Source organism: Cronobacter muytjensii ATCC 51329 (assembly GCF_001277195.1).
In the GTDB taxonomy this organism is placed as follows: Bacteria; Pseudomonadota; Gammaproteobacteria; order Enterobacterales; family Enterobacteriaceae; genus Cronobacter; species Cronobacter muytjensii.
This window is the reverse complement of the sequence record NZ_CP012268.1, coordinates 1,771,926-1,796,925: the sequence shown is the minus strand read 5'-3', so window position 1 is coordinate 1,796,925 and position 25,000 is coordinate 1,771,926. Positions and strand designations below refer to the sequence as shown.

Below are 25,000 nucleotides of genomic sequence, written 5' to 3'. Positions count from 1 at the left end.
AAGGTTTCGTTCGCGCGCCGTGCAAGACGCGATACGCTGGGGCGGTATTCCTGACTTATCACCTCAGTTTCATCGTGTCGTTGTAGATTGTCGTTGGCCGCAAGCTCGCTTGCGGTTTTTTTTATGCCGCCGGGTAGTGAATAACCGAATGGAAGCGCACCGGCAGCGGCGTCGCGTTGCGATAGGCGTGCGGCTGGTCGCCGGCAAACTTCAGTCCGTCGCCGGGGCCGAGCCGTCGCCAGACGCCCTCCGTCTGAAGCTCCAGCTCGCCCTCAATCACCACCACATGCTCCGTCACCCCTTTCTCATGCGGCGTGGAGTCGCTCTGCGCGCCGGGCGCGAGCGTAATGGCGAGCATATCGAAGCGCAACTGTTCATCCCACGGAAACAACGGCTCGACGATCATCGCCTGCCCGCCGTCAAACACGGCGCGCGCCCCCGACGCGCGCGGCAGGATAAACACCGAGAACGGCACGTTGAAGCCGGTGGCTATCTTCCACAGTGTCGCCACCGTCGGGCTTGATTCATTGCGCTCTATCTGGCCAAGCATCGCTTTCGACACGCCGGTGATTTCAGCGGCCTGCGTCAGGCTCCAGTTTTTCCGCTGGCGTAGCGCTTTCAGCGTCTGCGCGAGATGGGCGGTGATATCCATGCGTTCTCCTTTGCTGCGGTCAGTATAGCGCCTTGTGCGTTATAGCGCACGATGCTAGAGTCGCTGGACGTTATAACGCACAGCCGGAGTTATTATGCGCTTTTCGCTTCCCCCCGCGCCTGCCGTTATCGCAGGCTTTGTGGCGGTGCTGGTCGGTTACGCCAGCTCCGCCGCCATTATCTGGCAGGCCGCGGCGGCGGCCGGCGCCACGCCTGCGCAAACGGCGGGCTGGATGACGATGCTCGGCATCGGCATGGGCGTCAGCACGCTCGCGTTGAGCCTGTGGTATCGCGCGCCGGTGCTGACCGCCTGGTCGACGCCCGGCGCGGCGCTGCTGGCGACGGGGCTTCACGGCCACACTCTGCATGAGGCGGTCGGGATCTTTATATTCGCCAGCGCGCTTATCATTATCTGTGGCGCTACCGGGCTGTTCGCCCGCCTGATGAAAATCATTCCGCCTGGGCTTGCCGCCGCGATGCTGGCAGGCATTCTGCTGCGTTTCGGGCTACAGGCGTTCGGTACGCTGGAGGGGAATTTTGTGCTGTGCGCCGCCATGACGGGCGCGTGGCTTATCAGTAAAGCGATCGCTCCACGCTATGCCGTGATAGCCGCGCTGCTGGCAGGCGTCGCGGTCTGTCTGTTGCAGGGCGAGGTGAACACGGCAGCGCTGCATTTCGCCGTCGCGCCGCCGGAATTCGTCACGCCCGCGTTTAGCCTGTCGTCGTTGCTCGGCGTCGGCCTGCCCTTCTTTCTGGTGACGATGGCCTCGCAGAATGCGCCGGGCGTCGCCACATTACAGGCCTCCGGCTACCGGGTGCCGGTCTCGCCGCTGATGGTGACGACCGGGCTGCTGGCGCTGCTGCTGGCGCCATTCGGCGTCTTTTCCATCTGCATCGCCGCCATTACCGCGGCCATTTGCCAGAGCCCGGAGGCGCATCCGTCGCACGACAAACGCTGGATAGCGGCGGCGCTGGCGGGCCTGTTTTATCTGCTGGCGGGCGTGTGCGGTGGGTCTATCGGCGCACTGATGACCGCCCTGCCGACGCCCTGGCTGCAGACGCTCGCCGGGCTGGCGCTGCTCGGCACCATCGGCGGGAGCCTGCATCAGGCGCTGGCGAATGAACGCGCCCGCGACGCGGCGCTTATCACATTTCTGGTGACGGCGTCCGGCGTCACGCTGCTGGGCGTGGGCCCGGCTTTCTGGGGGTTGATCGCGGGGGGAATAAGCTACGCGCTGCTGGCGCGCCGGGCGGGATAAAAAAGAGGGAGCCAGGCTCCCTCGTGACCATTACTTCGGTGCGGGCTCGAACATGCGCGCATCGGTCGCCATATCGTCGATGACCTGTTTGAGGTTGTCGACCGTCAGCGGCGTATTTTCGTTGTTCAGATCTTTCCCCTCGCCCTTACGCACTAATTTCACTACCGGTTTTTGCGTCGCTGCGTCAATCAGTTCGCCTTCAAAGAACAGGCTGGTGTCCATGGTGCGATGGCCGGTCGCCACCTGCGTGCCCGCAACCACCAGCGCCACCGGTAACACTTCATAGAATTGCAGGCCTTCTTTGCTGCTATCCACCGCCGTGATCGCCCCGCGGAAAATGACGCTGCGCGGCCCCGGCGTCGCCACCAGCGGCTTGCGGCTCGCCGCTGCGGTTTTAAGCTTATCATTGGTGTAATTCAGCAGGCCATCCAGCACTTTTTGGGAGATCTGCCCGGTGGGTTTCGGGGCCGGGTAATAGACCACAGGGTTATAGACGATACTGTCGTAATTATTGAGATTAAACCCTGGCGCAACCCAACGCATGACCGGTTTGCCGGTGGCGGAGGTGGTTTTTTCAAGCCCCGAATAGTCTTTCAGGAAGCCAGAATATTGTTCGGGTTTAGTGACGCTGGATGAACAACCAGCCAGCAGCAAAAGCGCCGCCAGCCCGGAGGCTTTAAATAACGATGTGCTTTGCATAGGACGTTACCTGTGATTGGGTGAGCACTGAATTTATAGCAAACGGGCACGTAAAAAGAGTCATAAAAACGGTGGGATGAGAGGAAAAAGCGATCCGGGGCGTAAAATCAGATTAGAACAATAAATAAAATTGATGTTGGTTATAAAAATATATACGAGTGGTTATATTTTTAACCGGGAACCGCGCGATGGCCGTTCCCGGGCGCGCCGGTTGATTAGCGTTTTTTTGCAAGCATCGTCGCAAAGCGTAAACGAATACGATTACCGCTGGCGTCGGTTTTATGCAACTGCCCGACATCCTCATTATATTTAATCAGCTCCCAGCCTTCATAATAACGACGCAGCTCGCCCTCCTGAAAAGCAAACGGAAAGCCGACGGTACACGGATAATCAGCGGTGTCCATCGCCGCCACAATCAGGTTATAACCGCCTGGCGCGGTGCAGCGTTGCATATTATCGATAAGCCCAGGGATCGTGTCGCGCTCAAGAAACATCATCACCACGGTTGAAAGAATAAGGTCATATTCTCCCTCAAACCGCAGCGTATTGAGATCTTTCACGGCGGTATGCAGGTTATTCAGCCCTTCCGCTGCGGCGATGCGCTCAAGATTAGCGATGCTTGCCGGGTTTTTATCCCAGGCGTTGACCTCAAACCCGCGCGCGGCGAGATAAAGGCTGTTGCGCCCGTTGCCGCAGCCGAGATCCAGCGCGCGGCCCGGCTGGACGTAATTCACGGCGTTCAGTACGTCGGAGTGCGTGGCCGTCAGGCCATATTTTTCAGTGAAGTAATTTTCATCGCGAACGTTCATGGGAGTTCCTCAGAGATGTCGCCTGCGGACAATAACCCGTGCGGCCTGTCGGCGAGACGGCAAAGATATATTCTGAATGCATTTTATAAAACTTCCGCGCTGAACGCTATCGCCTTCCCGGCGCGCTAAAATTTGCTACGGTTAATTTATCGCCCCCGACAGGAAGCCATGATGAATAAATACCAGCTGAGTGAGGCCACGCGGGTGTATCGCTATACGCGCAACGGCGAACCCTGCAGCGTGACGCTGCGCCAGCTTATCGCGCTGCGCGATTTCGCTGATGTGAGCGCCGGAACGGCGGGCGGCTGGGTGGAATCCGCAGAAAACCTCAGCCAGCAGGGCGCGTGCTGGGTTTACGATCACAACAGCGCCGTGTTCGCCGGGGCGAAAATCCGCGGCAACGCGCGCGTCAGTCAGCCGTGCGTCATTCATCATAACGCGGTGATTAACGACGATGCCTGGATTGACGGCGCAGAGATTAGCGACGGCGCGCACGTGAGCGGCCGCGCGATGGTTCAGCGCTCGGTCGTGCGCGGCGACTGCCATATTTTCGGCGAGGCGCGGGTGATGCAAAACAGCCTGGTGGTGGGCGCGAAAGGGTTAACCGCTGACGGCGATAACGCGCTGCATATTTACGGCCACGCCACGGTCAGCGCCTCCCGCGTAGTGCATCAGGCGCAAATCTACGGCCACGCGCTGGTGACGCACGCGTTTATCGAACATCGCGCCGAAGTGTTTGAAAACGCCATCCTGGAAGGCAACGACGAGAATGACGTCTGGGTGTGCGACTGTGCGAAAATTTACGGCAACGCCCGACTGGTGGCGGGCCTTACGGAGAATGCCTCGCCGACGGTGCGCTACAGCTCTGAGGTGGCGGGCAACGCGCTTATCGAAGGCGAATGCCTGCTGGGGCATCACGTGCGCGTCGAGGGCCATGCCAGGATAACCGGCGGGCCGGTACGGCTCGACAATCATGTGTCGATCGCCGGGCGGGCGCAGATTAGCGGCGAGGTGATGATTGAAGATCGCGTGACCATCCTTGATGACGTGACGATCGCCGCGCCGCCGGGCGATATTATCCGGCTGAATGGTTTTAAAACGCTGAGCGGGGACGAACGCATTCTGCGCACGCCCCTTCCAGGTCTTGCCTAAGGGCGTGTATCGGCATCGATGATGCGCCCGTAGATATGCTGGTCATGGAACGCGCCGTTGAGATATTCCGCCTCTTTTAAGCGGCCTTCCAGCGTAAAACCGTTGCGCTGCGCCACGCGGTTGCTCGCCTCGTTGGTGACAATGCACTTAATCACAAACCGCCGGACTTCGCCGGTTTGCGCATAGTGCGCCATCATCGTTTGCAGCGCGCCGGAGATAATTCCCTGGCCCTGATGCTGCTCGTCGAGCCAGTAGCCGATAGAACCGGCTTTATTGGTCGGCTCAATCTGGTTAAATGACACGACGCCCGCCAGCTCGCCATCAAGCAAAATCATAAACATTTTTGCGTAGCCGCGATGGTGCAACAGATAGTTACCCTGAATGGTCTGAAGCGTATCTTCAATTTTATTAACATACTGCGGCCAGTACATCGCCTTCTGCAGCCACGCTTTATTGCGCTGTACCAGATCAAAGAGCGGCCCGGCAAACCGTTCATGAACGGAATGCAGTTGAATGCGGTCATTGACGATAAGAATGTCATCCTGCCAGGTGTCGGTGGCGTTTTGCAAGTGAGGCTCCTTTTTGCCGGAAAGGTTCTACAGTTACCACAGCGGAAGCCGCAAAAACACTGCCGGAATCGGCAGGGGTGTGCTGAACCCGCAGCGTGCCTGTCGCCTTCTGCGCCTGACGCCCATAAAAAAGCCCCGTCGAAACGGGGCTTGCAGGCATTTTTTAGCGCATCTGCCGGTCGTCGACATATTTGCGCTTATCCGGCGCGGGCGGGAAATATTGCCACAGCCAGGTTTCGCTGATGGCCTCGCCCTGACAGCGCAGGAACATGCGCATCTCGACCGGGTCGACGGAGTCAGACGTTGGATACCAGTCAAACAGAATGCGATAACCGTCGAACGGCTCCACATACAGGATCTCGACCTGTTTCGCCTCGCCGCTGGAGAGCGTGATGACCGGCTCGATACCGCGCGGCGCGGCGTCTTTCAGATCGCCACCGACAAAATCCACCGCAATACGGCGCGACCACTGCGTCGGGAAATGCTCGCCCGGCGCCCAGCCTTCCGGGAAGCTGCCCATGCCGGTACGGGTAGCGTAAACGCGCGCCAGCGGCGTGCGTACCGGCGCGTCGGCGCTCCAGTAGAGGCGATACTGGAAGTTCAGCTTATCTCCGGCGCGGATCGGCTTTTCTGGTTGCCAGAAGCAGACGATGTTATCCAGCGTTTCGCCGGTGGTCGGGATCTCCATCAGCGCGACGGTGCCCTTGCCCCAGCGGTTACGCGGCTCAACCCACAGGCTCGGCCGCTTGTTATACCAGCCCATCACATCCTGGTAACTTTCGAATTTATGGTCGGTCTGCAACAGCCCGAAGCCTTTCGGGTTTTCATCCATAAACGCGTTGAACTGCAGGCGCTGCGGATTGTTGAGCGGGCGGCACACCCACTCGCCATTGCCGCGCCACATGGCGAGGCGATCGGAATCGTGGATCTGCGGATGAATGGTGTCGCACATGCGGCGTTCGTTATTGCCGCAGCTGAACATACTGGTCATCGGCGCGATGCCGAGCTGCTTAATGTCTTTGCGCGCGAACAGGAAGTTTTCCACTTCCATGACAACCTGGCTCGACTCGCAATGGATGATGAATTTATAGGCGCCCGTAACGCTCGGGCTGTCGAGCAGCGCGTAAGCAACAAACGTGGTGTCCTGCGCTTTCGGGGTTTCAAACCAGAAGGCCGTGAAATCCGGGAACTCTTCCGGCGTGTCGGTGAAGGTATCTACCGCCAGCCCGCGCGCGGAGAGACCGTACTGATAGGTGCTGTCTACCGCGCGGAAGTAGCTCGCGCCGAGGAACGAGACGATGTCGCGGCGCGCCAGCTCTGGCGCTTTGAACGCGCGGAAACCGGCGAAGCCGAGGTCAGTCTGCCCTTCCAGCTGGCGGGTATCGACGCCCGCGTCGTGGTAGTTAAAGAGTTCAGGGCGGAAATGCACCTCGCGCGCCTGGCGGGTGGCGGGATCCAGCGAGAACATCCGCACGCGGCGGCGAAAGCCCATGCCGACGTGGAAAAACTGCACGTCGAGCTGGCGGCCATCAATGTTATTCCACAGCGAATGCCCGGCGTCATACTGAATGCTGTTGTACGCCTGCGGCGTCAGGGTTGCGAGCGTATCGGGCAACGGACGCGGCGCGCCGCCCCACGGTTTTTCCGCGAGATCGGCGGCCATTGACTGTAACACGCTGAAATCGAAGGCGCGCATCTGGCCGTCCGCAATATCGGACTCCTGCGCCCAGGCGTTGCGGGAGAAGAGCGTGGCGAGACCTGGAGTGCCGCATGCCGCGGCGAGGGCCAACGAGGCCTTGATAAAACGTCTGCGGTTCATGCCTGAGAAACCGTCCTTTTTTGTCGAAGTATTTCGCAAGGCCAGAGCCTGGCGGCGGCAAATGTTACAAGCAATATGACCGCCCACTCTAGACAAAATTCAGAGTGAAGCCAACAGGCGGCAGGAAAATTAAATAATCCCTTATATTTCAGATTAATAGATGCATAAAGATGGGTAAATTTATGTCAACGGCAGCGGCGCGGGGACGACTGGAATCAACAGGTTACTTCGCGTGCGGCCATTACAAGGCACGCCACGGCGGGTTTCGCAAAGATTAGCGAGAGCCATCACAAAAAACTATGGCTGACGATATTGCCAGCCGCACCGGGACAGGATAGTTTCTCGCACGCAGAGACTGGCGGCGCTGCGCCGTTCAGGCCCCTGTATATGCCTATATTCCTCCCTGTGGGAGGGGCCGACAGACGCACGATACAAACACATCGGTCAACACCATAATTTAATGATGATAGCTCACGGTGGCCCGGCTTCGCCGGGTTCTCTTTCGGGAAACACCGCGTATAACCCCACGCCACGGCGCGGGGTTTTGTTTTTTGCGCGCTAATCCAGCGTGACGTGATAGCGCATCACACGCTTAAACAGCGCCAGCCGCGCGCGCATAAAGCGGTTTTCAAGCCGCCACCCCGCTTTTTTATTGATGCCGATACGCAACAGGCGATCGCGACCACGCACGCAGGCGAGCCAGCGCACCGGGCCGTCGAGCGCCTGGCTTTGAGCCGTCGCCTCGGTGGCAAAGCGCACCCAGTAATCCGCTACCTGGCCTGCGAAATCCCGATCCGCCTGTGTCGCGTACGTTTTCACCGGTTCGGCAAGCGTAAGGTTATCAAACACGTAAGGCACTTCATTGCCGTGCCAGGCGCCGTGAGTGTAAGTCTCCCGTTCGGCCTCGGCCACATAGTCAAACCAGTAGCGCCAGCACGGCACGCCGCGACGGCTCTGCGCCTGCATCACCACAAAACCGAGCGTGGTAAACGCCATATCGCGGCAGACCTGTCGCCCCAGCTCGCGGTCGCCGCGCACGCCTGGGTACAGCAACCGGATAAGCCCAAGCCCGAAGCGCCGCTCGCGACGCAGCTTGCGGATCTGCTCTTCGAGATTGACACCAAAGTAAGCGAGCACGCTGGCTTCGTCGCTGTTGCTGCCGACCATCACCGGCATCGGGTGCTGGCGCGCGGCGAAAAAGGTTTCCAGCATCGGCTCCGGCAGCACGATATCGCCCGCGACTGGCGCGGGGCCGATGACATGCGGCGCGGTGAGTTGCCAGAAGGTTTCCGCGGGCAGCGCGCGCAGTTGCGCCGCCGTGGGGTTTTCCAGGCCGAGATGCCGGGTCAGCGCCGCGCCGTTCGCCAGCGCTTTACGGCGCGGGATATCCGGCAGCGTATAGCCGCTCTGGATAATCGCTTTGTGAAACAGCCCCTTCGCCAGCGGCGAGGCCATCAGCGACAGTACGCTGCGCGCGCCAGCGGATTCGCCAAACAGAGTGACGTTGTCACGGTCACCGCCAAAAGCCGCGATGTTGTCCTGCACCCAGCGCAGCGCGGCGATGTGATCGAGCAGCGCGAAATTATGCACCGGCCCGGCCTCCTCTTCGCCCTCAAGGGCCGGATGGGCGAAGAAGCCGAGATGGCCGAGGCGGTAGTTAACCGTCACCAGTATTACGCCGCGGCGCGCCAGCGCGCGACCGTCGTAAGGCGGCAGACTGCCCGCGCCAAGCGTAAACCCGCCGCCGTGCAGCCAGACCATAACGGGTAGCGGTTTATCGCGCGCGGCCGGCGACCAGACGTTGAGATAAAGGCAATCTTCGCTGAACCCGCCCGGGTCGCCGCCGGCAAGTTCACGGCAAAACTGCGCGTTCTGCCAGCTGGCGGCGGAAAAGGCGGTGGCGTCGCGCGTCTCGCGCCAGGGCTGCGGCGGCTGCGGCGCGCGCCAGCGACGCTCCCCCACCGGCGGCGCGGCATACGGAATGCCCCGCCAGACGTCGATATCCTGTTCTGTCACGCCGCGCACCTGGCCGTAGGTGGTCATGACGATCGGCTGTTCCGGGTTGCGCATTACGGCTTCCTTTTTTTAATGGCAATCCCTGGAGCGTAGCCGGTTCAGAGCAGACCGCAACGTCGTTTGCTACGATCTTCCGCCTCCTGATAGAGCGTAAACTCATCCAGCACCGGGGAGCCGAGCGCCGCTTCGAACGTATCGCGGCTGGCGTTGCCGTGGCGGCGCGCCCGCGCGTCTTCGCCAAGATTGGACTGAAAAATCCCCGCCGCGCTGACCGGCAGAAAATCCTCATAAATAATCGGCTGCGCCACCAGCCAGCCACGTTCAATGAGCGGCTGCGGATCGTCGCCCGGCCGGATGGCGTGACGGTGCGTTTCGCCGACCGGCGTCAGGCGGTAGCGGAAATAGGCCAGTCCCTGACGGCGCAGCAGCGTATCGCTGTCAGGAAAACGGCTGAAGGCTTCCTGTAGTTTCAGCTGGTGGGTCAGGTTATCTTTGCCGCTGCCCGCCGAAGCCAGAAGTTCGTCGTAAAGCGCGCGGCCTTTGGGCGTCAGCGCCATGCCGCGCTGTTCAATTTCGCCAAAGCGCGCAGTATGCGTGCCGGGGCTGTCGCCGCCGAAGCGAATCGGCTCTTCCAGCGCTTTAAAGCTGGTCTGGCGCAGCAGGATAGGAAATTCCCGGCGCGGCGGCCCTTCAATGACCGCTTTCGGCTCAATGCCATATTCCGGCATCAGCGCCTGTACCCGGTCGATATCCAGCGTGCGTGGCGTCAGGTGGTTGATATGGCAGCCGCGAAAGCACACCACGTCGGCAATCAGCCGGTGCTCGTCATGCAGCGCCTGATAAGTGGCCGCGTCCACCGTCGCGTGGCTGTGCCAGCGGAAGGTCTCCAGCGCCTCGCGCACAAACGCTTCCGCCTGCGCGGCGTCGAACCCGCCCTGCTCGTCGTAGAGATTCAGCAGCTCATAGCAGCGGTGAGTAAAAATATCGCGCCGGGCAAGCACGGCGGCGGCGCGCCTGCGCAGCTTTTCGTCGTCAATCAGCTCCAGGCGCAGCAGCGAGGTAAAAATGCGAAACGGATTGCGCGCAAGCGAGACGTCATCCACCGGACGAAACGCCGTCGAGTGCACCGGCACCCCCGCCTGTGAAAGATCGTAATAGCCGACCGGGTGCATGCCCATGATGGCGAAAATGCGCCTCAGCGTCGCCAGCTCTTCAGCGGTGCCGACGCGAATGGCCCCGTGACGCTCGACGTTAAGCCGCGCCAGTTCATCGGCGTTGGCGAGCTGTTCATGCAGCTGCGGGTGGCTTTCCAGTACCGCCAGGTTAACGTCGGCCACCAGTTCCAGCAATGTGCCGTATTGCGGCACCTCATCCTGATACATGGCCGACATGGCCTGCGAAAAATGTTCCCGAATCTCATCTGCCGTGATGCTGTTCGCCATGGTGTCGCGCCTCCAGTGAATATTGCTGAGATTGTAGAGAACGGCGGCAGTTTCAGCGGTGAAGAATTTACAATTTGTGATCCAAAACGTAACAAGGGGGCGGACGCCGCACGCAAGGCAAAACGCGCGTGAAAACAACAGAGAACGGCGCAGCTCTACCTGCCACCGCGCGCCGTCTGGCTTACATCCGGTCACACCCGGAACCACGAACGCTCCTGCATTATGGATAACTCTTCTGCGCGGCGGAGGATGATGTTGAAAATTTATCTGTTTTGTTAATATTATTTTGCTAGCAAGTTATCAAAATTAAACAAGTTATCTTGTCACCACTCCCGCTCTGTTTTTAACATCAGATATGGAAAAAAATGGTTTGTTCTCCCAGCGCATTCGCTTGCGCCATTTGCATACTTTCGTGGCCGTCGCTCAGCAGGGAACCCTCGGGCGCGCGGCGGAAACCCTTAATCTCAGCCAGCCTGCGCTGTCTAAAACGCTCAACGAGCTGGAGCAACTGACCGGCGCGCGTTTGTTCGAGCGCGGACGCCTCGGCGCGCAGCTCACCCTCCTCGGCGAGCAGTTTCTCACCCATGCGCTGAAAGTGCTCGACGCGCTCAACCACGCCGGCCAGGCGCTGAACCGCAAGCCGGAGGAAGGCTGCGACGTGGTGCGCATCGGCGCGCTGCCTACGGCCGCGCTTGGTGTACTGCCCGCGGTGATAGGCCCGTTCCATAAACAACAGAGCGATATCACGCTGCAGGTGGCTATCATGAATAACACCATGCTGCTGGCGGGCCTGAAATCGGGCGAACTGGATCTCGGCGTGGGCAGAATGTCCGATCCGGAACTGATGACCGGGCTTAATTATGAACTGCTGTTTATGGAATCCCTGAAGCTGGTGGTGCGCCCCGGCCATCCGCTGTTGCAGGACACCGTGACGCTAAGCCGCGTGATGGAGTGGCCGGTGGTGGTTTCGCCCAAAGGCACCGTGCCGCGCGACAACGCCGAAACGCTGCTGGCAAGCCAGGGCTGCGAGCTGCCTTCCACCTGTATCGAAACCCTCTCGGCCTCGCTGTCGCGCCAGTTGACTGTCGATTACAACTACGTCTGGTTTGTGCCGTCGGGCGCGGTAAAAGAGGATTTACGTCAGGGCACGCTGACGGCGCTGCCGATAGCCATACCGGGCCCCGGCGAGCCGATTGGCATTCTGACGCGCGTTGACGCACCGCTCTCGCAGGGCGCGCGGGCGCTGCTGTCATCCATCCGTAAATCGATGCTGAACTGAGCCGCCGGCGCGCAAAAGCATTGATTAGCGTGAAAAGTAATAAGCCCGAAGGCTTGCCATCCGGCGCGTGATATCGTTTAAATGACAGATACGCCTTTATCCTGACGGGAGTTCTGTTATGTCAACGCTGTTAGAACCGGTAAACATTGGCGCGCTGGAGTTAAAAAATCGCGTCGTGATGGCGCCGCTGACGCGCATGCGCGCGGTGAACGATCGCACGCCGGGGGAAATCGTCAAGACGTACTACACCCAGCGCGCCAGCGCAGGGCTTATCTTCACTGAAGCGACCTCGGTCACGCCGCAGGGCGTCGGTTACCCGAACACGCCGGGGATCTGGTCAGAGAATCAGGTTGGCGCGTGGCGGGAAATCGTCGATGCGGTGCATCAGGCGGGCGGCAAAATGGTATTGCAGCTCTGGCACGTAGGCCGCGTTTCCGACCCGGTGTTTCTCAACGGCGAAAAGCCGGTCGCGCCGAGCGCTATCGCGCCGGAAGGCCACGTTACCACCGTGCGCCCGAAGCGCCCTTACGAAACGCCGCGCGCGCTGGAAACCCATGAGATCCCAGGCATTGTGGAAGATTTCCGCCGGGCGGCGATCAACGCCAAGCGCGCGGGCTTCGACGCGGTGGAAATTCACGCGGCGAACGGCTATCTGTTCGATCAGTTCCTGCATGACGGCTCCAACCAGCGCACCGATCAATACGGCGGCAGCATTGAAAACCGCGCCCGTTTTCTGCTGGAAACCGTGGATGCGCTGCTGACCGAGTGGCCTGCCGACCGCGTCGGGGTGCACCTGAATTTAATGTCCAACTCCTATTCAATGCACGACTCCGATCCGGTGGCGATGTTTGGCTACGTGCTGGAACAACTGAACGCACGCCGTCTGGCGTTTGTCTTCTCGCGCGAGGCGCTGGACACGCCGAACCGCGTCGGCCCGCAAATTCGTCATAAATTCAGCGGCGCATGGATTGCCAACGAGGGGCTGACCAAAGAGAGCGCCGAGGCGGTGATTGCCAGCGGCGAAGCGGACGCAGCCGCGTTCGGCAAACTCTACATTGCCAACCCGGACTTAGTGGCGCGTTTTCGCCAGGACGGGCCATATAACCCGCTTAACGACGCGACCATCTACGCCGAAGGCGCGACCGGCTACACCGACTACCCGTTCCTGGGCGACGAAACCGCGTAAAGGCGGGCAACAACATGAGGGCGCTGCGGCGCCCTTTCCTTTTGCTTTTCAGATGCGGGCATAAACGCCAGGCATAAAAAACCCCCGGCGAGCCGGGGGTTGCGCGTGTGCTCTGCTTTCATGCGGTCATGAAAGCACAGGACGATCGGGATTACGCCGCTTTGGACGCTTTCGCGTTGATGGCGGTTTCGGCGATAGTGGTCAGCTTGCCGTCGGTGGATTTCTCCTCCTCAAGCGTCGCCGCCAGCAGTTTTTTCGCGTCTTTATAGCCTAACTGTTCCGCCAGGGTGCAGAGCGTGCCGTAGGCGGCGATTTCATAGTGCTCCACTTTCTGCGCGGCGGCGATAAGACCTGCATCGCGTACCGGGCCCTGTTCAATCTCGTCAATCACTTCCTGGCCTTCTTCAATCAGCCCTTCCATCGCCACGCATTTGATGCGGCGCAGTTTAAGCTCAGGCACGCTTTCAACCACCTGGTCGATACGCTCAATCTGGCCCCGGGTTTCCTCAAGGTGAGCGCGGAATGCCGCGGCCAGCTTTTCATCAGAAGAGGCGCGCGCCAGCTTCGGCAGAGCGCGGGTCAGCTGTTTCTCTGCGCTATAGGTGTCTGAAAGTAAATGTACAAAAAGATCCTGAGCGGTTTTGATCTGCATCTCTTGCCTCCATTAGGGTTGTGAAAAGTAAAGCCCTTTAAGCATGGACAAGGAATGGAAAAATAAGCCAGGCGGCAAACGCGAAAAGTGATACAGCATATTCCGAAAACGATGCGCCAAAAAAAAGCCGCTCACGGGAGCGGCCAAAGGTCAGGCTAAGAGTAGAGCGATGGGCAGGCTGCGCTGCCCTTGATGGATCAGAAGGTTTCCCAGTGTTCGCTTTTCGCGAGCGCCGCGCGCGGAACGACGGGCGCCAGCGGCTGCGCCGCCGGGGATTGCGGTTCGTTTTTACGGGCAGGCGCCGCGCCGCTTAAGCGGAAAGTGCCGACCGCCTGGGTCAGACGTCCGGCCTGCTCTTCAAGCGATACCGCCGCCGCTGAGGCCTCTTCCACCAGCGAGGCGTTCTGCTGCGTCACGTTGTCCATTTCGGCGATAGCCTGCGCCACCTGCTCAATGCCCTGACGCTGTTCGTCAGAGGCGGCAGCGATCTCCAGCATAATGTCGGTCAGGCGTTTCACCGCCTCGACGATACCTTTCATGGTATCGCCAGCGTTAACCACTTCGCTGGAGCCGCGATCGATAAGCGCCACCGATTCGCTGATAAGCCCCTCAATCTCTTTCGCCGCCTGGGCGCTGCGGCTGGCGAGCGTGCGCACTTCGCTTGCGACCACCGCGAAGCCGCGGCCCTGCTCACCGGCGCGCGCGGCTTCCACCGCGGCGTTGAGCGCCAGGATATTCGTCTGGAAAGCGATACTGTTAATCACGGCGGTGATTTCAGAAATTTTCTTCGAACTGCTGGAGATGTTGCCCATTGTCGTGACCACGCCGGAGACAATCTGCCCGCCGGTGGTGGCTTTGCCGGAGGCGTCCTGCGCCAGTTTGCTGGCATGGTGGGCGTTGTCGGCGTTCTGTTTCACGGTGGCGGTTAACTGCTCCATGCTCGCGGCGGTCTGCTCCAGCGCAGCGGCCTGTTGCTCGGTGCGAGAGGAGAGATCGGTATTGCCCGCGGAGATTTCGCTGGTGCCCTGATAAATGGCCTGCGCGCCTTCGCGCACCGCGCTGACGGTTTTCACAAGCGAGTGCTGCATCATTTGCAGATGCTGGCTCAGGCGGCCGATTTCACTGCGCCCTGTCGCCTCTTCCGGCAGCGTCAGATCGCCGCTGGCGATGGTTTCAATGCGCGTCGCGGCATGTTGCAGCGGGACTATCACCACGCGGCGCAGCACCACGAAGGTGAGGAGCGTCATGACCAGCGCCACGGCAAACGCGGCGACCATCACCATCAGGCTGACGTGGGTGCGGCTACTGGCGTCGCTTCGCAGTTGCTCGACGCGATCGGTGCGGCTCGCCAGCGCTTTCGACAGCACCTGGTTGTAGTCATCGTCAAGCTTGCGGGCCGTTTCATTTTCATGCTCGATAATCGCTTCGAACATGCCGTTTTTGGCATATTTAAGCATCGGCGCGAGGCCGCTCACGTAGGCGTCGTAACGGGCTTTCAGCTCGCTGTCGAGCGCCTCTTCCGACGCGCCGTGCGACTCGCGGTTCACATACTGCTTATAGCCCTGGTCTGCCTGGGCTATCGCTTTTTCGGCGTCCGCGATGTTGCGCTTCATCGCGTCCATCTCCGCCACACGGCTGGCAGCGCCCGCGTGGATCATATTGATTCGCGCCGTACGAAGCTGGTTAGCGCTATCCGCAAGCCCACTGCGGATTTGAATTTCCTGCGTTACGTTATTAAGCGCGCTGTCGCCTTGCATAAGGAAGTATCCTGCCAGCCCGCCGCACAGGGCGAACAACACCAGAATCCCTCCCAGAATGACAGAGAACAGCGGGACAAGCCGAATGTGATGCCAGAAGCTTAGCGCCCCGGAATCACGGGTTGTTGTTTTATTCATGGCCACGATTTCCCTTTGGGTAAGATGCAAAAATAGTCTTGCCTTTAAGACATCGGCATTTTTTCGTAAACGCTTACCCTGAAAAGCGATACCTGGCTCACAGATTCGAAAAGAGGGGCTAAAGGGCGGGAAAGTGAAAACGCCAGCGGTAGCTAACCCGCTGGCGGATAAGGTTATTTATCGCCGAAATGGATGACGGTACGAATCGATTTACCTTCATGCATCAGGTCAAACGCTTCGTTGATCTGCTCAAGCGGCAGGCGGTGCGTGATGAACGGATCGAGGCGAATTTTGCCCGCCATCGCATCTTCCACCATGCCCGGCAACTGGGTGCGCCCTTTCACGCCGCCGAACGCTGACCCGCGCCACACGCGGCCTGTCACCAGCTGGAACGGACGGGTTTTAATTTCCTGGCCCGCGCCCGCGACGCCGATGATAACGCTTTCACCCCAGCCTTTATGGCAGCATTCCAGGGCTGCGCGCATCACGTTGACGTTGCCGATGCACTCGAAGCTGAAGTCGACGCCGCCATCGGTCATCTCGACGATAACGTCCTGAATGGGCTTATCGTAATCGTTCGGGTTAACGAAATCCGTGGCGCCCATTTCGCCCGCCAGCTTAAATTTCTCCGGGTTGGTGTCGACCGCGAGAATGCGACCGGCTTTCGCCTGAACGGCACCCTGAATAACCGCAAGACCAATACCGCCGAGACCGAACACGGCAACCGTATCGCCCTCTTTCACCTTCGCGGTGTTATGCACCGCACCGATGCCGGTGGTGACGCCGCATCCCAGCAGGCAAACTTTATCAAGCGGCGCCTGCGGGTTCACTTTCGCCAGCGAAATCTCGGCGACCACGGTGTATTCAGAGAAGGTGCTGGTCCCCATGTAGTGATAAACCGGCTCGCCGTTATAAGAGAAACGGGTGGTGCCGTCCGGCATCAGGCCTTTGCCCTGGGTGGCGCGCACCGCCTGGCAGAGGTTGGTTTTGCCCGATTTACAGAACTTACACTCGCCGCATTCGGCGGTATACAGCGGGATCACATGGTCGCCCGGCTTCAGGCTGGTGACGCCCTCGCCCACTTCCACGACCACGCCGCCGCCTTCATGACCGAGCACCGCCGGAAACACGCCTTCCGGATCGTCGCCGGAGAGCGTGAACGCATCGGTATGGCAGACGCCGGTATGGGTGATTTTGACCAGCACTTCACCCTTTTTCGGCGGCGCGACGTCAATTTCTACGATCTCCAGCGGCTTGCCGGGACCAAATGCGACTGCTGCACGTGATTTCATAATGTCCTTCCGTTGTAGTGAGTCGTCATAGTTATTTTAGATAAGCACGCAGAAGCTGGCCGATTTCCGCCATCCGCTGCGCGCGCTGTTCGGGCGTGGTATCGCCGCTGACCAGCTCATCTTTTAAGTGGATTTCCACCATCTCGCCCATCAGGCCGTTGGCGGCGCCGCGCACCGCGGCGATTTGCTGCAAAATGGCGATACAGGGCTCGCCCGCCTCAAGCGCGCGCTCCAGCGCCTCCGCCTGACCGCGAATGCGGCGCACGCGCGTCAGAATGCGTTTTTTATCCTCAGGAGAATGCGGCATGGTTGTGGCCTCATTGATACTATAGGGGGGTATAGTATAGGAGCATGGAGTCATCTGTAAACAGCAAATTTAGCTGCATAAATGTTAATGTAAAACAATAGTGGCAAAAGAATAAAAATATATTAACTGGCTAGCTTAATAACATCGCAATTCATAATGGAACGCCTGGCTTTTATTTTCTCCAGGCACAATATGTCAAAAACCAAATGCCTTAAGGCGTCATTTTAGACCTCTAAAAATGATTACAGGCAGTCATTACCTGACATATTCCTGTAATTTATAAATCGACGCAACACCTTATTAAACCTCAATATATCACGAAATCATAACTTTATTACTCACATGGAGTGACAGTAATGGATTTACTGCGGTGCACATTTCGCCTGAATGGAAAAAACTATGGAACGCTTTCATGCCCTGGCGTTGGATTTTTTTCAGCATTTTCAGGTAGTGGTTCAGCTATTAACCTCGCTGATAAAACAATGCTAAAAGACATCGGCCCCTTACCCTGCGGGCGTTATTATATTGTTTTACGAGGCAGAGGCGGAGCGTTTGCTCAGGCAAGAGATAAAGCCAATGCATTTTTTACCGGCTCAGATCGTAGTACATGGTTTGCTTTGTATCGTGATGATGGAAAAATCGATGACAGCACATTCATTAATGACGTACAACGTGGGATGTTTCGTTTACACCCTATAGGCCCCAGCGGGCTAAGTAAAGGGTGCATTACCCTTTATAGCCAGCAAGATTTTGATATACTGGCTAAAGCTATTCTCAGAACCTCTGGGCAGTATGTGGGCAATTATCTTATAGCGCATGGTGTAATACAGGTTTATTAATGAAATATCTATTAATTATCGTTGCATGGGTGGTTACCCTTTTCATCTTCATTAAAAGCTTTTATGCTTTCATACCAGCAGAGACTCAGTACGCCTTTGCTGAGTTTATGGGATGCTATGGTGACGAAAACGTCATGGATTTCATTTTATATGTTTTCACCTGTACAGGCGTGGTAGCCAGCACCCTATTGCTTTACTTTTTTTTGCAGCTTATTAAATGCAAGTGAAGTGATCATTTAAAGCCCACATCATTTTTTTGTGGTCAGGTTACATGTAAAAACAGGCGCAATGCTTTTAACCAAAAAGCCGCCAGTAAGGCGGCTCTGTCGGGTTAACCTTTAGAAGATTCAGGATCATCTTTACGCTGATAAGTTCTCTCCTCCTGAATTTTACCATCCGTTGTGTGAATTTTAACTGACCCTGTTTTATCAGACATAAATTCCTGCATCTGCCTGATCATTTCTGCTTTGGTATCTGCCGTTTTACTGGGCCTGGTATTTCTTTCTGCAATTTCCACTTATCGCCGTCTTTGGTGATGTGATAATTATCCATGCTTGAACTCCTTTGGTGAGCCATAACGTCATATGGCGATCAAATTTCATCCAAAGCGGAGCGACGAAATTGTGAATGTGATCGAGCACTGAGGGGTTTCTGCTGTCATTTATGCCGCCCATTTACCCTGTGTCTCGACAAGGAAGATCCACCCTGACTTAAAAACATTCACCAGACGTATATATAACCCTCAACCAAACTAACAGCATGATATATCTCAATGCCGTCATATTTACAGCGTGTCATAACGGCCACTCTGTAAAAAACAGGATGGTTATGAAAACGTTTTTGTTAATGGTTGTACTCGCGCTTATCCCCCGCCTCGCGTATGCCTTCGCTTTTGATAACAGCGTGCTGATGCTGCGCTGCCCCGGCAGAGGCAGCATTGAGGTGATCCTGCATCGCTATGAGCACACGCAGGAAGCCTGGGGCAACGACGAGTTTGAAACCGGCGGCGGTCATATGAAGAGAGGCAGCCTGGTGATTTTTCAGTTCGCTAATCTGGATCGCATGATTTATGACCAGATGACGCAATCTTTTGGCTTCTGGTACGCCCGGGAGGCGCAGTTTGTCCACTGCCAGCTCCAGAGCATCAGAAACGCCTGGCCTGTGGATCTCCCGTATTTTCACGAATGAACCGCCGCCGGGCGTTTAACGCCGCAGCGGCAGCCCGGCGGTTTCTTTCGCGCGCATGACGGTAATAAACGTAATCAGCGCAGCCCCCATGACATAAAACGCGGGCGAGAAAAGATTGCCGGTCGAGGCGATGAGAAACGCCGAGAACCACGGCGTGATACCGCCGAAAAAGGCGACCGAGAGGTTATAGGCGACCGACAGCCCGCCGTAGCGCACGCTGGTCGGAAACAGTTCGGCCATCGCCGCGCTGCAGGCCCCGTCAAAGGCGGCGATAAACGCGCCCAGCAGCAGCATCGCCAGCACGGCGGAAAGCATATCGCCGTTGGCCATCACCATCATCGCCGGGTAGGTAAAGAGGATAAAGCCGCCGCACCCCGCCAGCATCAACGGACGACGACCGTAGCGGTCGGAGAGCCAGCCCATAAACGGCACCATCACCGCGATGCCGAACAGGCCGATGGTGGTAATGGCGTAGGCGTCGAGTTTGCTAAAGCGCATCTGGGTGATGAGATAGCCCGGCATAAAGGTTTGCAGCATCCAGTGCCCCACCGCTTTAATCACCACAAACCCGACGCAAAACAGCAGCGCGCCGCGGGCGCTTTTGAGCGTACTGCGCAGCGGCGCGGCCTCGGTCGTGCCCGCTTTCGCCGCCGCCTGGAATTCCGGCGTATCCTCAAGATGCGTGCGCAGATAAAGCCCCACCCAGCCAAGCGGCCCGGCAATCAGAAACGGAATGCGCCAGCCCCAGTCGTTCATCGCCGTTTCGCCAAGCCCGGCGGTAAGCAGAAACACAAGCCCGGAGCCCGCCACAAACGCCATAAAACCGAAGTTATCTATCCAGCAGGTAAAGTAGCCGCGCTGGTGTACCGGCGCGTATTCGGCAAGGAATGTGGTCGCGCCGGAGGTCTCGCCCCCCGCCGCGAAGCCCTGAACCAGGCGGGTGAGCACCAGCAGCGTCGGGGCCAGCAGGCCAATCTGATGATAGGTGGGCAGCAGGCCCATAATGAAGGTCGCGCCAGAGGTGAGCAAAATGACCGTCGCCAGCACCCGTTTGCGACCGATGCGATCGCCGAGCGAGCCGAAATACAGCCCGCCAAGCGGGCGCATCACAAACCCCGCGCCGAACACCGCGAACGACGACAACAGCGCCGCCGCCGGGTCGCCGGTCTGGAAAAACTGCATGCCGATAATCGCAGCCAGCGTGCCGTACAGCCCGAAATCAAACCATTCGACAAAATGCCCGACGCCGGTCGCCAGCAACACCTTGCGTAATTTACGCGCCAGCTGCGCCTGGTCATCCACGGCGGCTGCCCCTGTCACTTCACGTTGTACCGACTGCGTCATGACGCCTCTCCTGGCTGGCGCTGCGAATCACAGCGCCAGCGTGTTTCTATAATAGATATAGATCTATAAGCCGCCGTGACGAGACCGCCCACGTTGCGCCGTTTAAAATGTGAGCTACGCCACGCCGCCCTGCGTAAAAAGTCGCCAAGATCACACTTCGACGCGCGTTACCCGCGCTTGCCCGGCATCATGCGCAGCAGCGTGTTGTCCCGCCAGAAATAGTGGTGCAGCAGTGCCGCCGCCGCGTGTAGCCCAATCACAACGTAGCTGAGATTGGCGATAAACGCATGAATGGCGCGCAGTTCCATTTCGCAATCTTCGTTCGGCTCGGAAGCCACCGGCATGCTGATGCCGAAGGCGAACCATTCGCCGCCGCCATAATATTTGGCGACAATGCCGAGCAGCGGCAGGCCGATAAACATCAGGTAGATAATCAGATGCACAAGATGGGAAAGCCCGATATACATCGCGCGCGGTTTCGGCACGATGGGCGGCGCCGGGTATTTAAGCCGCACCAGCAGGCGTGTGATCATCAGCACCAGAATCGCGATGCCGCAACTGAAGTGCGTCCAGATAAACAGCCGCCCGACGCTTCGCGGCACCATCCCCCGTAACTCCATGGCCGCGTAAGCCACCACCACCAGAATAAACACCAGCCAGTGAAGCGTAATTTGCAACGACGTGTATTTACTGCGCATAAGACTATCCTGATTAAACGCAACGAAAAGACCAGGATAACGGCTGAAGATGAAAAATTCATTCGTTTTCACAGGCCCACTGAATAATGACAGCAAGGAGAGAGCATGAAGCCGGATCATCACGCCCGCGACGTTCTGCTAACCCGTATGCGCGAGGCGGTGGCGCGCGCCCAGGAACTGGCCGTCTGGCCGCAGGAGGAGGCGCCAGGCGCGCACGAAAGCCAGGCGGTGTTTACCCTTGAAGAGCGCCAGACCGGCGAGAGCGAACTCGACCGCGCCGTCAGGGGCGTGCGCGCGCCGCGCATCGTGGTCTACCCGCCGCGCGAGCCAAACGGCATCGGGCTGCTGGTGACGCCCGGCGGCTCTTACCGCCGCGTGGTGCTCGATAAAGAAGGCAGCGCGCTGTCGCCGGCGTTTAACGACCGCGGCTATACGCTGTTTGTGATGACCTACCGGCTGCCGGGCGATGGCCACGCCGAAGGGGCCGACGCGCCGCTTTCGGATGTGCAGCGCGCCATGCGGCTTATCCGCGCCCAGGCGGCACGCTGGCGGCTCGACCCGGAAAAACTCGGCGTGCTGGGGTTCTCCGCAGGCGGCCACGCCGCTGCAAGCCTCGGCACCCGCTGGAACGATGCCGTCTACGCGCCGCTTGATGACATCGACGCCTGGAGCGCCCGTCCGGCATTTATGGGGCTGGTCTATCCGGTGATGACGATGGAGGAGCCCGTAGCGCACCCCGGCTCCCGACAGGAACTCATCGGCACGCGCCCGGATGAAAGCGCCATCCACCGCTATTCGCCGGAACAGGCCGTGACCGCCGAAACCCCGCCCGCCTTTTTACTGCATGCGGTGGACGACCCGGCGGTGAAAGTGGAAAACAGCCTGCTGATGTTTAACGCGCTGCGCGCGCAGGGCGTGCCGGTGGAGATGCATCTGTTCGAAGAGGGCAAGCACGGTTTCGGCATTCGCGACGCCCTGGGGCTGCCCGCGCAGGTCTGGCCGGAACTGCTGATGAACTGGATCGAGAGTAAACAATAATGCAGCGGGCCGCCCACAGGCGGCCCGGAAACGTTAGCTTTGCAGATAGACGACCTGGGTTTGCAGATATTCATGCAGCCCATGTTTGCCGTCGGCCCCGCCGATGCCGGATTTACGCCAGCCCGCGTGGAACCCCTGCATCGCCTCGAAGTTTTCGCGGTTGATGTAGGTTTCGCCGAATTTCAGGCCCTTAATCGCCTTCATGGCGGTCGCAAGCGAGGTGGTGTAAATCGACGATGTCAGACCATAATCGCTGTCGTTCGCCATCGCGATGGCCTCTTCCAGCGTATCGAAGGTGACAACCGGAAGCACCGGCCCGAATGTCTCCTCGTGCATGATGCTCATCTCCTGGCGCACATCCACCAGCAGCGTCGGCGGGTAGAAATAGCCTTTACCCTCGACCGGCTTGCCGCCGAGCGCTACCGTTGCGCCCTCACTGACTGCGCGCGCCACTTTTTCTTTCACGCGCTCAAGCGCCGCGCCGTTAATCAGCGGCCCCATCGCGATATCGTTGCGCGCCGCCGGATCGCCGAATTTCACCGCGCTCAGCGCCTCGCCAAGCTGGCTCACAAAACGGTCATAGATGCCCTTCTGCACATAAACGCGCTCGGCGCAGTTACAGACCTGCCCGGTATTAATGACCCGCGAATCGACAATCGCTTTTACGGCGAGCGAAAGATCGGCGTCATCCATAACGATAGCAGGCGCTTTGCCGCCAAGCTCCAGGCAGACTTTTGTGATGTTTCTGGCCGCCGCCGTCATGATTTTCTCCCCCGCTCCGACGCTGCCGGTCATGCTTACCAGCGCCACTTTCGGGTTGCCCGCAAGCTCCTGACCAACGGTTTCGCCACGCCCGAGCACCAGGTTAAAGACGCCTGCCGGCAGGCCCACCTCATGGACGATCTGCGCAAAAGCGATGGCGTTATTCGGCGTGAACTCGCTTGGTTTAATGACAATGGTGTTGCCGGTAAGCAGCGCGGGCGCCATTTTGCGGGCAATCAGAAAGAACGGGAAGTTCCACGGCAGAATGCCGGTGGTGACGCCAAGCGCACGTTTAAACACCAGAATGTTTTCGCCCGGACGATCGCTTTGCAGGATTTCGCCCTCATAGCGGCGCGCCCACTCGGCCATATAGTCGATGTAATCGGCAGTGAAGCTAACCTCCACGTCAGCGAGCTGCTGCGTTTTGCCGCCTTCCGCGACAATCAGCGCGCTGATTTCCGCCGCTTTGGCGCGAATGCCAGCGGCGATTTTACGCAGCCAGCCTGCGCGCTCAATCGCCGGCAGCGCCTCCCAGGCGTCCTGCGCGCGGGCGGCGGCGTCAATGGCGCGGCGGGCGTCATCCGCCGTGCCGTCCGGAATACGGGAGAGCACCGCTTCCGTGGCGGGGTTGACCACATCGATCCACGCGTCGCCCTGCCACTGAACGAACTGACCGTCGATATACATCGGGTGTTGTACGGGTGCTGTCATCGTTGACTCCTGCTGTCGCATTGATGTTTTTAACAGGTGAATGGTTTGTTAAAAAACTACGAACAACAGGACGTCTGACGAAGCGTTTTAGCTGAAACTGTGAGGCGGCTCGGGAAAAGCGGCGAAGAGAGGCGCAAAAAATAACAAAAGCGCAACACGCCGCTGCCCGTTTGCGCGGTTTATGGCGCAAACGGGCAGCCCGACGCGCTCAGGCAAGCGAACGATGACGTAAAAAACTCGTGAGCTGCGGCTCATCGTGCAGCGCCTGCCAGGCGTCCAGCACCTCAGGCGGGATAGCCACCGCGTCGATAAAGTCGCGTCCCGCCGGGCCGTAGCCGTTCGCATCGTTGCGCAGGCGTGGGATCTCACCCAGCACCAGCGACAGATAACGCTCCACCGGCCAGAGCCCTTCCGAAGGTTCGCGAAACTGCACCGCCCGCGCGCCGTTTTCCAGCACCGGCTGCACCGCCGGGTAGCTCAGCCACTGGGGCGCTGATGGCGCGTCGCGCCAGGCGCGGGTGAACGTGGCATGGGTGCGCCGCTGCATGGTCGGATCCTGAATCAGCACCGCCCGCGCGGGCAGCTCGCCGCGTGTCTCCAGCAGCGTACGGGTGAAGCTGGCGTTCTCGCCGCAGTTCGTGGATTTCTCCTCAAGGATAAGCTGCGCTTCCGGCACCTCATGGAACTCCCGGGCGATGCGGGCCAGAATGCCCGCTTCGGTAAGCCCGGTGGTGCGCAGCCGGTTATAGCGCGGGTGCTGCGCCACAGCGGCGTAGAGGAACGTGGTTGAATGGCCCAGCCCGCCGGTGATAAGCAGCGGCAACCCGCTCTCTTTGGCAAGCTGCGCGGCGGCGTCGACGGTCGGCAACACCGCATTGCCCGCAAGCACGATAAGCTGGGCGTCGCCGGCACCGGGCGCGGCAGTAAAATCGTTACGGGCCAGCCACCCGCCGATGAGGTTAACGCGCTGCAGCGTGCCTTCCGCCAGCAGAGGAAAAGGCATCATGTTCATGGTTACCTCCTTATCAAGAGCCAGTATTCAGCCTACCGGCCGGAGCATGTCGCCCCTACCGGAGAGCTCCTAATCTGCCTGCGCCTCATGCGCCGCAGACCGCCAAATGTTACAAATTTGAAATAAATCGAATTTGCTGAAAATCGTCGGGTTGCACCCGTTTCCCATTCTGACTGATTCCCCATCCCAAATAATAATCTGCGGCAAACCAGCGTTATTTAAGGTTTTACGCCTGGTCGACATGGCTGTTTTTACGCCACTGGCGCGACCAGTCACTTGCCAAACGCTCTGACCAAACATAATTTGCTTAACACTTTGACAACCTTTTTTACCGTTCAGGGTTGCACCTGTCGCGCGCCAGGTAGCGCCTTGCACCACCAT

General features: G+C 58.9%; 24 protein-coding genes. 7 read left to right on the top strand and 17 right to left on the bottom strand.

What is annotated here, in order from left to right; all coding sequences use genetic code 11:
* Nucleotides 1–121 precede the first annotated feature (121 nt).
* A complete protein-coding gene (locus AFK63_RS08360) occupies nucleotides 122–652 on the bottom strand; it encodes a helix-turn-helix domain-containing protein (RefSeq protein ID WP_038862850.1) in 531 nt (176 codons plus the stop codon).
* A 94-nt stretch (nucleotides 653–746) separates the two neighbouring features.
* Between AFK63_RS08360 and AFK63_RS08355 the strand changes: the two genes are divergently transcribed.
* Complete coding sequence (locus tag AFK63_RS08355) at nucleotides 747–1,910, top strand: benzoate/H(+) symporter BenE family transporter (RefSeq protein ID WP_038862847.1); 1,164 nt, start codon at nucleotides 747–749, stop codon at nucleotides 1,908–1,910.
* Nucleotides 1,911–1,940: 30 nt separating this feature from the next.
* Here the strand turns inward: AFK63_RS08355 and AFK63_RS08350 are convergent, their stop codons facing one another.
* Both AFK63_RS08350 and tehB read right to left on the bottom strand, forming a co-directional pair.
* Complete coding sequence (locus AFK63_RS08350; protein WP_038862846.1) at nucleotides 1,941–2,609, bottom strand: DUF3313 domain-containing protein; 669 nt, start codon at nucleotides 2,607–2,609, stop codon at nucleotides 1,941–1,943.
* Nucleotides 2,610–2,824: 215 nt separating this feature from the next.
* Nucleotides 2,825–3,418 carry a tellurite resistance methyltransferase TehB gene (tehB, locus tag AFK63_RS08345; protein ID WP_038862845.1) on the bottom strand — a complete coding sequence of 198 codons (594 nt, stop codon included), beginning with the start codon at nucleotides 3,416–3,418 and terminating at the stop codon, nucleotides 2,825–2,827.
* A 171-nt stretch (nucleotides 3,419–3,589) separates the two neighbouring features.
* On the opposite strand from tehB, the gene ydcK reads away from it, so the two are divergent.
* Nucleotides 3,590–4,570, top strand: a complete 981-nt coding sequence (gene ydcK / locus AFK63_RS08340) for a YdcK family protein (RefSeq protein WP_038862843.1) — start codon at nucleotides 3,590–3,592, stop codon at nucleotides 4,568–4,570.
* Here the strand turns inward: ydcK and rimL are convergent.
* The 4 genes from rimL to hglS form a co-directional block, all read right to left on the bottom strand.
* Nucleotides 4,567–5,139: a 50S ribosomal protein L7/L12-serine acetyltransferase gene (rimL, locus tag AFK63_RS08335; RefSeq protein WP_038862842.1), complete on the bottom strand. Its 573-nt coding sequence runs from the start codon at nucleotides 5,137–5,139 to the stop codon at nucleotides 4,567–4,569. The genes ydcK and rimL overlap by 4 nt on opposite strands.
* 163 nt (nucleotides 5,140–5,302) lie before the next feature.
* Nucleotides 5,303–6,958, bottom strand: a complete 1,656-nt coding sequence (locus AFK63_RS08330; protein WP_038862841.1) for a glucan biosynthesis protein D — start codon at nucleotides 6,956–6,958, stop codon at nucleotides 5,303–5,305.
* 558 nt (nucleotides 6,959–7,516) lie between these two features.
* Complete coding sequence (locus AFK63_RS08325; protein WP_038862839.1) at nucleotides 7,517–9,028, bottom strand: carboxylesterase/lipase family protein; 1,512 nt, start codon at nucleotides 9,026–9,028, stop codon at nucleotides 7,517–7,519.
* Nucleotides 9,029–9,072: 44 nt separating this feature from the next.
* Nucleotides 9,073–10,416, bottom strand: a complete 1,344-nt coding sequence (hglS, locus tag AFK63_RS08320; RefSeq protein WP_038862837.1) for a 2-oxoadipate dioxygenase/decarboxylase HglS — start codon at nucleotides 10,414–10,416, stop codon at nucleotides 9,073–9,075.
* A 355-nt stretch (nucleotides 10,417–10,771) separates the two neighbouring features.
* Between hglS and AFK63_RS08315 the strand changes: the two genes are divergently transcribed.
* Nucleotides 10,772–11,695 carry a LysR substrate-binding domain-containing protein gene (locus AFK63_RS08315; protein WP_038862835.1) on the top strand — a complete coding sequence of 308 codons (924 nt, stop codon included), beginning with the start codon at nucleotides 10,772–10,774 and terminating at the stop codon, nucleotides 11,693–11,695.
* A gap of 118 nt (nucleotides 11,696–11,813) precedes the next feature.
* A complete protein-coding gene (locus AFK63_RS08310; RefSeq protein ID WP_038862833.1) occupies nucleotides 11,814–12,881 on the top strand; it encodes an alkene reductase in 1,068 nt (355 codons plus the stop codon).
* 151 nt (nucleotides 12,882–13,032) lie between these two features.
* On the opposite strand, the gene AFK63_RS08305 is transcribed toward AFK63_RS08310, so the two are convergent.
* The 4 genes from AFK63_RS08305 to AFK63_RS08290 form a co-directional block, all read right to left on the bottom strand.
* A complete protein-coding gene (locus tag AFK63_RS08305) occupies nucleotides 13,033–13,533 on the bottom strand; it encodes a YciE/YciF ferroxidase family protein (RefSeq protein ID WP_007726297.1) in 501 nt (166 codons plus the stop codon).
* A gap of 197 nt (nucleotides 13,534–13,730) precedes the next feature.
* Nucleotides 13,731–15,428 carry a methyl-accepting chemotaxis protein gene (locus AFK63_RS08300; protein WP_038862830.1) on the bottom strand — a complete coding sequence of 566 codons (1,698 nt, stop codon included), beginning with the start codon at nucleotides 15,426–15,428 and terminating at the stop codon, nucleotides 13,731–13,733.
* Between the two features lie 173 nt (nucleotides 15,429–15,601).
* The gene (locus AFK63_RS08295) at nucleotides 15,602–16,720 is read right to left on the bottom strand and encodes an S-(hydroxymethyl)glutathione dehydrogenase/class III alcohol dehydrogenase (RefSeq protein ID WP_038862828.1); all 1,119 of its coding nucleotides are present in this window, start codon (nucleotides 16,718–16,720) and stop codon (nucleotides 15,602–15,604) included.
* A gap of 31 nt (nucleotides 16,721–16,751) precedes the next feature.
* Nucleotides 16,752–17,027, bottom strand: coding sequence for a metal/formaldehyde-sensitive transcriptional repressor (locus tag AFK63_RS08290; RefSeq protein WP_038862827.1), 276 nt, complete (start codon nucleotides 17,025–17,027; stop codon nucleotides 16,752–16,754).
* 356 nt (nucleotides 17,028–17,383) lie between these two features.
* On the opposite strand from AFK63_RS08290, the gene AFK63_RS20370 reads away from it, so the two are divergent.
* Nucleotides 17,384–17,866: a DUF2778 domain-containing protein gene (locus AFK63_RS20370; protein WP_071603682.1), complete on the top strand. Its 483-nt coding sequence runs from the start codon at nucleotides 17,384–17,386 to the stop codon at nucleotides 17,864–17,866.
* A gap of 331 nt (nucleotides 17,867–18,197) precedes the next feature.
* Here the strand turns inward: AFK63_RS20370 and AFK63_RS08280 are convergent, their stop codons facing one another.
* Nucleotides 18,198–18,383, bottom strand: a complete 186-nt coding sequence (locus tag AFK63_RS08280) for a DUF2188 domain-containing protein (protein ID WP_236613099.1) — start codon at nucleotides 18,381–18,383, stop codon at nucleotides 18,198–18,200.
* Nucleotides 18,384–18,694: 311 nt separating this feature from the next.
* Here AFK63_RS08280 and AFK63_RS08275 point away from each other — a divergent pair, with 311 nt between their 5' ends.
* Complete coding sequence (locus AFK63_RS08275; protein WP_038862823.1) at nucleotides 18,695–19,054, top strand: hypothetical protein; 360 nt, start codon at nucleotides 18,695–18,697, stop codon at nucleotides 19,052–19,054.
* 15 nt (nucleotides 19,055–19,069) lie between these two features.
* On the opposite strand, the gene AFK63_RS08270 is transcribed toward AFK63_RS08275, so the two are convergent.
* Both AFK63_RS08270 and cybB read right to left on the bottom strand, forming a co-directional pair.
* Nucleotides 19,070–20,398, bottom strand: coding sequence for an MFS transporter (locus AFK63_RS08270; protein ID WP_053531562.1), 1,329 nt, complete (start codon nucleotides 20,396–20,398; stop codon nucleotides 19,070–19,072).
* A gap of 167 nt (nucleotides 20,399–20,565) precedes the next feature.
* Complete coding sequence (gene cybB, locus AFK63_RS08265) at nucleotides 20,566–21,096, bottom strand: cytochrome b561 (protein ID WP_038862822.1); 531 nt, start codon at nucleotides 21,094–21,096, stop codon at nucleotides 20,566–20,568.
* Between the two features lie 105 nt (nucleotides 21,097–21,201).
* Here cybB and AFK63_RS08260 point away from each other — a divergent pair, with 105 nt between their 5' ends.
* Complete coding sequence (locus AFK63_RS08260; RefSeq protein ID WP_053531561.1) at nucleotides 21,202–22,134, top strand: alpha/beta hydrolase; 933 nt, start codon at nucleotides 21,202–21,204, stop codon at nucleotides 22,132–22,134.
* Nucleotides 22,135–22,167: 33 nt separating this feature from the next.
* Here the strand turns inward: AFK63_RS08260 and aldA are convergent, their stop codons facing one another.
* The 3 genes from aldA to AFK63_RS21215 all read right to left on the bottom strand — a co-directional run bounded on the left by aldA (nucleotide 22,168) and on the right by AFK63_RS21215 (nucleotide 24,994).
* On the bottom strand, nucleotides 22,168–23,607 hold the full coding sequence (gene aldA, locus AFK63_RS08255; RefSeq protein ID WP_038862789.1) for an aldehyde dehydrogenase: 1,440 nt from the start codon (nucleotides 23,605–23,607) through the stop codon (nucleotides 22,168–22,170).
* Nucleotides 23,608–23,815: 208 nt separating this feature from the next.
* Nucleotides 23,816–24,619 (bottom strand): YdcF family protein, encoded by an 804-nt coding sequence (locus AFK63_RS08250; protein WP_038862788.1) that lies wholly within the window; start codon nucleotides 24,617–24,619, stop codon nucleotides 23,816–23,818.
* 69 nt (nucleotides 24,620–24,688) lie between these two features.
* Nucleotides 24,689–24,994 (bottom strand): hypothetical protein, encoded by a 306-nt coding sequence (locus AFK63_RS21215; protein ID WP_144420897.1) that lies wholly within the window; start codon nucleotides 24,992–24,994, stop codon nucleotides 24,689–24,691.
* Nucleotides 24,995–25,000 lie beyond the last annotated feature (6 nt).

Coding starts and splice junctions, on each gene's coding strand:
- AFK63_RS08360 (WP_038862850.1), bottom strand. CDS start 652: ATGGATATCACCGCCCATCTCGCGCAGACGCTGAAAGCGCTACGCCAG.
- AFK63_RS08355 (WP_038862847.1), top strand. CDS start 747: ATGCGCTTTTCGCTTCCCCCCGCGCCTGCCGTTATCGCAGGCTTTGTG.
- AFK63_RS08350 (WP_038862846.1), bottom strand. CDS start 2,609: ATGCAAAGCACATCGTTATTTAAAGCCTCCGGGCTGGCGGCGCTTTTG.
- tehB (WP_038862845.1), bottom strand. CDS start 3,418: ATGAACGTTCGCGATGAAAATTACTTCACTGAAAAATATGGCCTGACG.
- ydcK (WP_038862843.1), top strand. CDS start 3,590: ATGAATAAATACCAGCTGAGTGAGGCCACGCGGGTGTATCGCTATACG.
- AFK63_RS08330 (WP_038862841.1), bottom strand. CDS start 6,958: ATGAACCGCAGACGTTTTATCAAGGCCTCGTTGGCCCTCGCCGCGGCA.
- AFK63_RS08325 (WP_038862839.1), bottom strand. CDS start 9,028: ATGCGCAACCCGGAACAGCCGATCGTCATGACCACCTACGGCCAGGTG.
- hglS (WP_038862837.1), bottom strand. CDS start 10,416: ATGGCGAACAGCATCACGGCAGATGAGATTCGGGAACATTTTTCGCAG.
- AFK63_RS08315 (WP_038862835.1), top strand. CDS start 10,772: ATGGAAAAAAATGGTTTGTTCTCCCAGCGCATTCGCTTGCGCCATTTG.
- AFK63_RS08310 (WP_038862833.1), top strand. CDS start 11,814: ATGTCAACGCTGTTAGAACCGGTAAACATTGGCGCGCTGGAGTTAAAA.
- AFK63_RS08305 (WP_007726297.1), bottom strand. CDS start 13,533: ATGCAGATCAAAACCGCTCAGGATCTTTTTGTACATTTACTTTCAGAC.
- AFK63_RS08300 (WP_038862830.1), bottom strand. CDS start 15,428: ATGAATAAAACAACAACCCGTGATTCCGGGGCGCTAAGCTTCTGGCAT.
- AFK63_RS08295 (WP_038862828.1), bottom strand. CDS start 16,720: ATGAAATCACGTGCAGCAGTCGCATTTGGTCCCGGCAAGCCGCTGGAG.
- AFK63_RS08290 (WP_038862827.1), bottom strand. CDS start 17,027: ATGCCGCATTCTCCTGAGGATAAAAAACGCATTCTGACGCGCGTGCGC.
- AFK63_RS20370 (WP_071603682.1), top strand. CDS start 17,384: ATGGATTTACTGCGGTGCACATTTCGCCTGAATGGAAAAAACTATGGA.
- AFK63_RS08275 (WP_038862823.1), top strand. CDS start 18,695: ATGAAAACGTTTTTGTTAATGGTTGTACTCGCGCTTATCCCCCGCCTC.
- AFK63_RS08270 (WP_053531562.1), bottom strand. CDS start 20,398: ATGACGCAGTCGGTACAACGTGAAGTGACAGGGGCAGCCGCCGTGGAT.
- cybB (WP_038862822.1), bottom strand. CDS start 21,096: ATGCGCAGTAAATACACGTCGTTGCAAATTACGCTTCACTGGCTGGTG.
- AFK63_RS08260 (WP_053531561.1), top strand. CDS start 21,202: ATGAAGCCGGATCATCACGCCCGCGACGTTCTGCTAACCCGTATGCGC.
- aldA (WP_038862789.1), bottom strand. CDS start 23,607: ATGACAGCACCCGTACAACACCCGATGTATATCGACGGTCAGTTCGTT.
- AFK63_RS08250 (WP_038862788.1), bottom strand. CDS start 24,619: ATGAACATGATGCCTTTTCCTCTGCTGGCGGAAGGCACGCTGCAGCGC.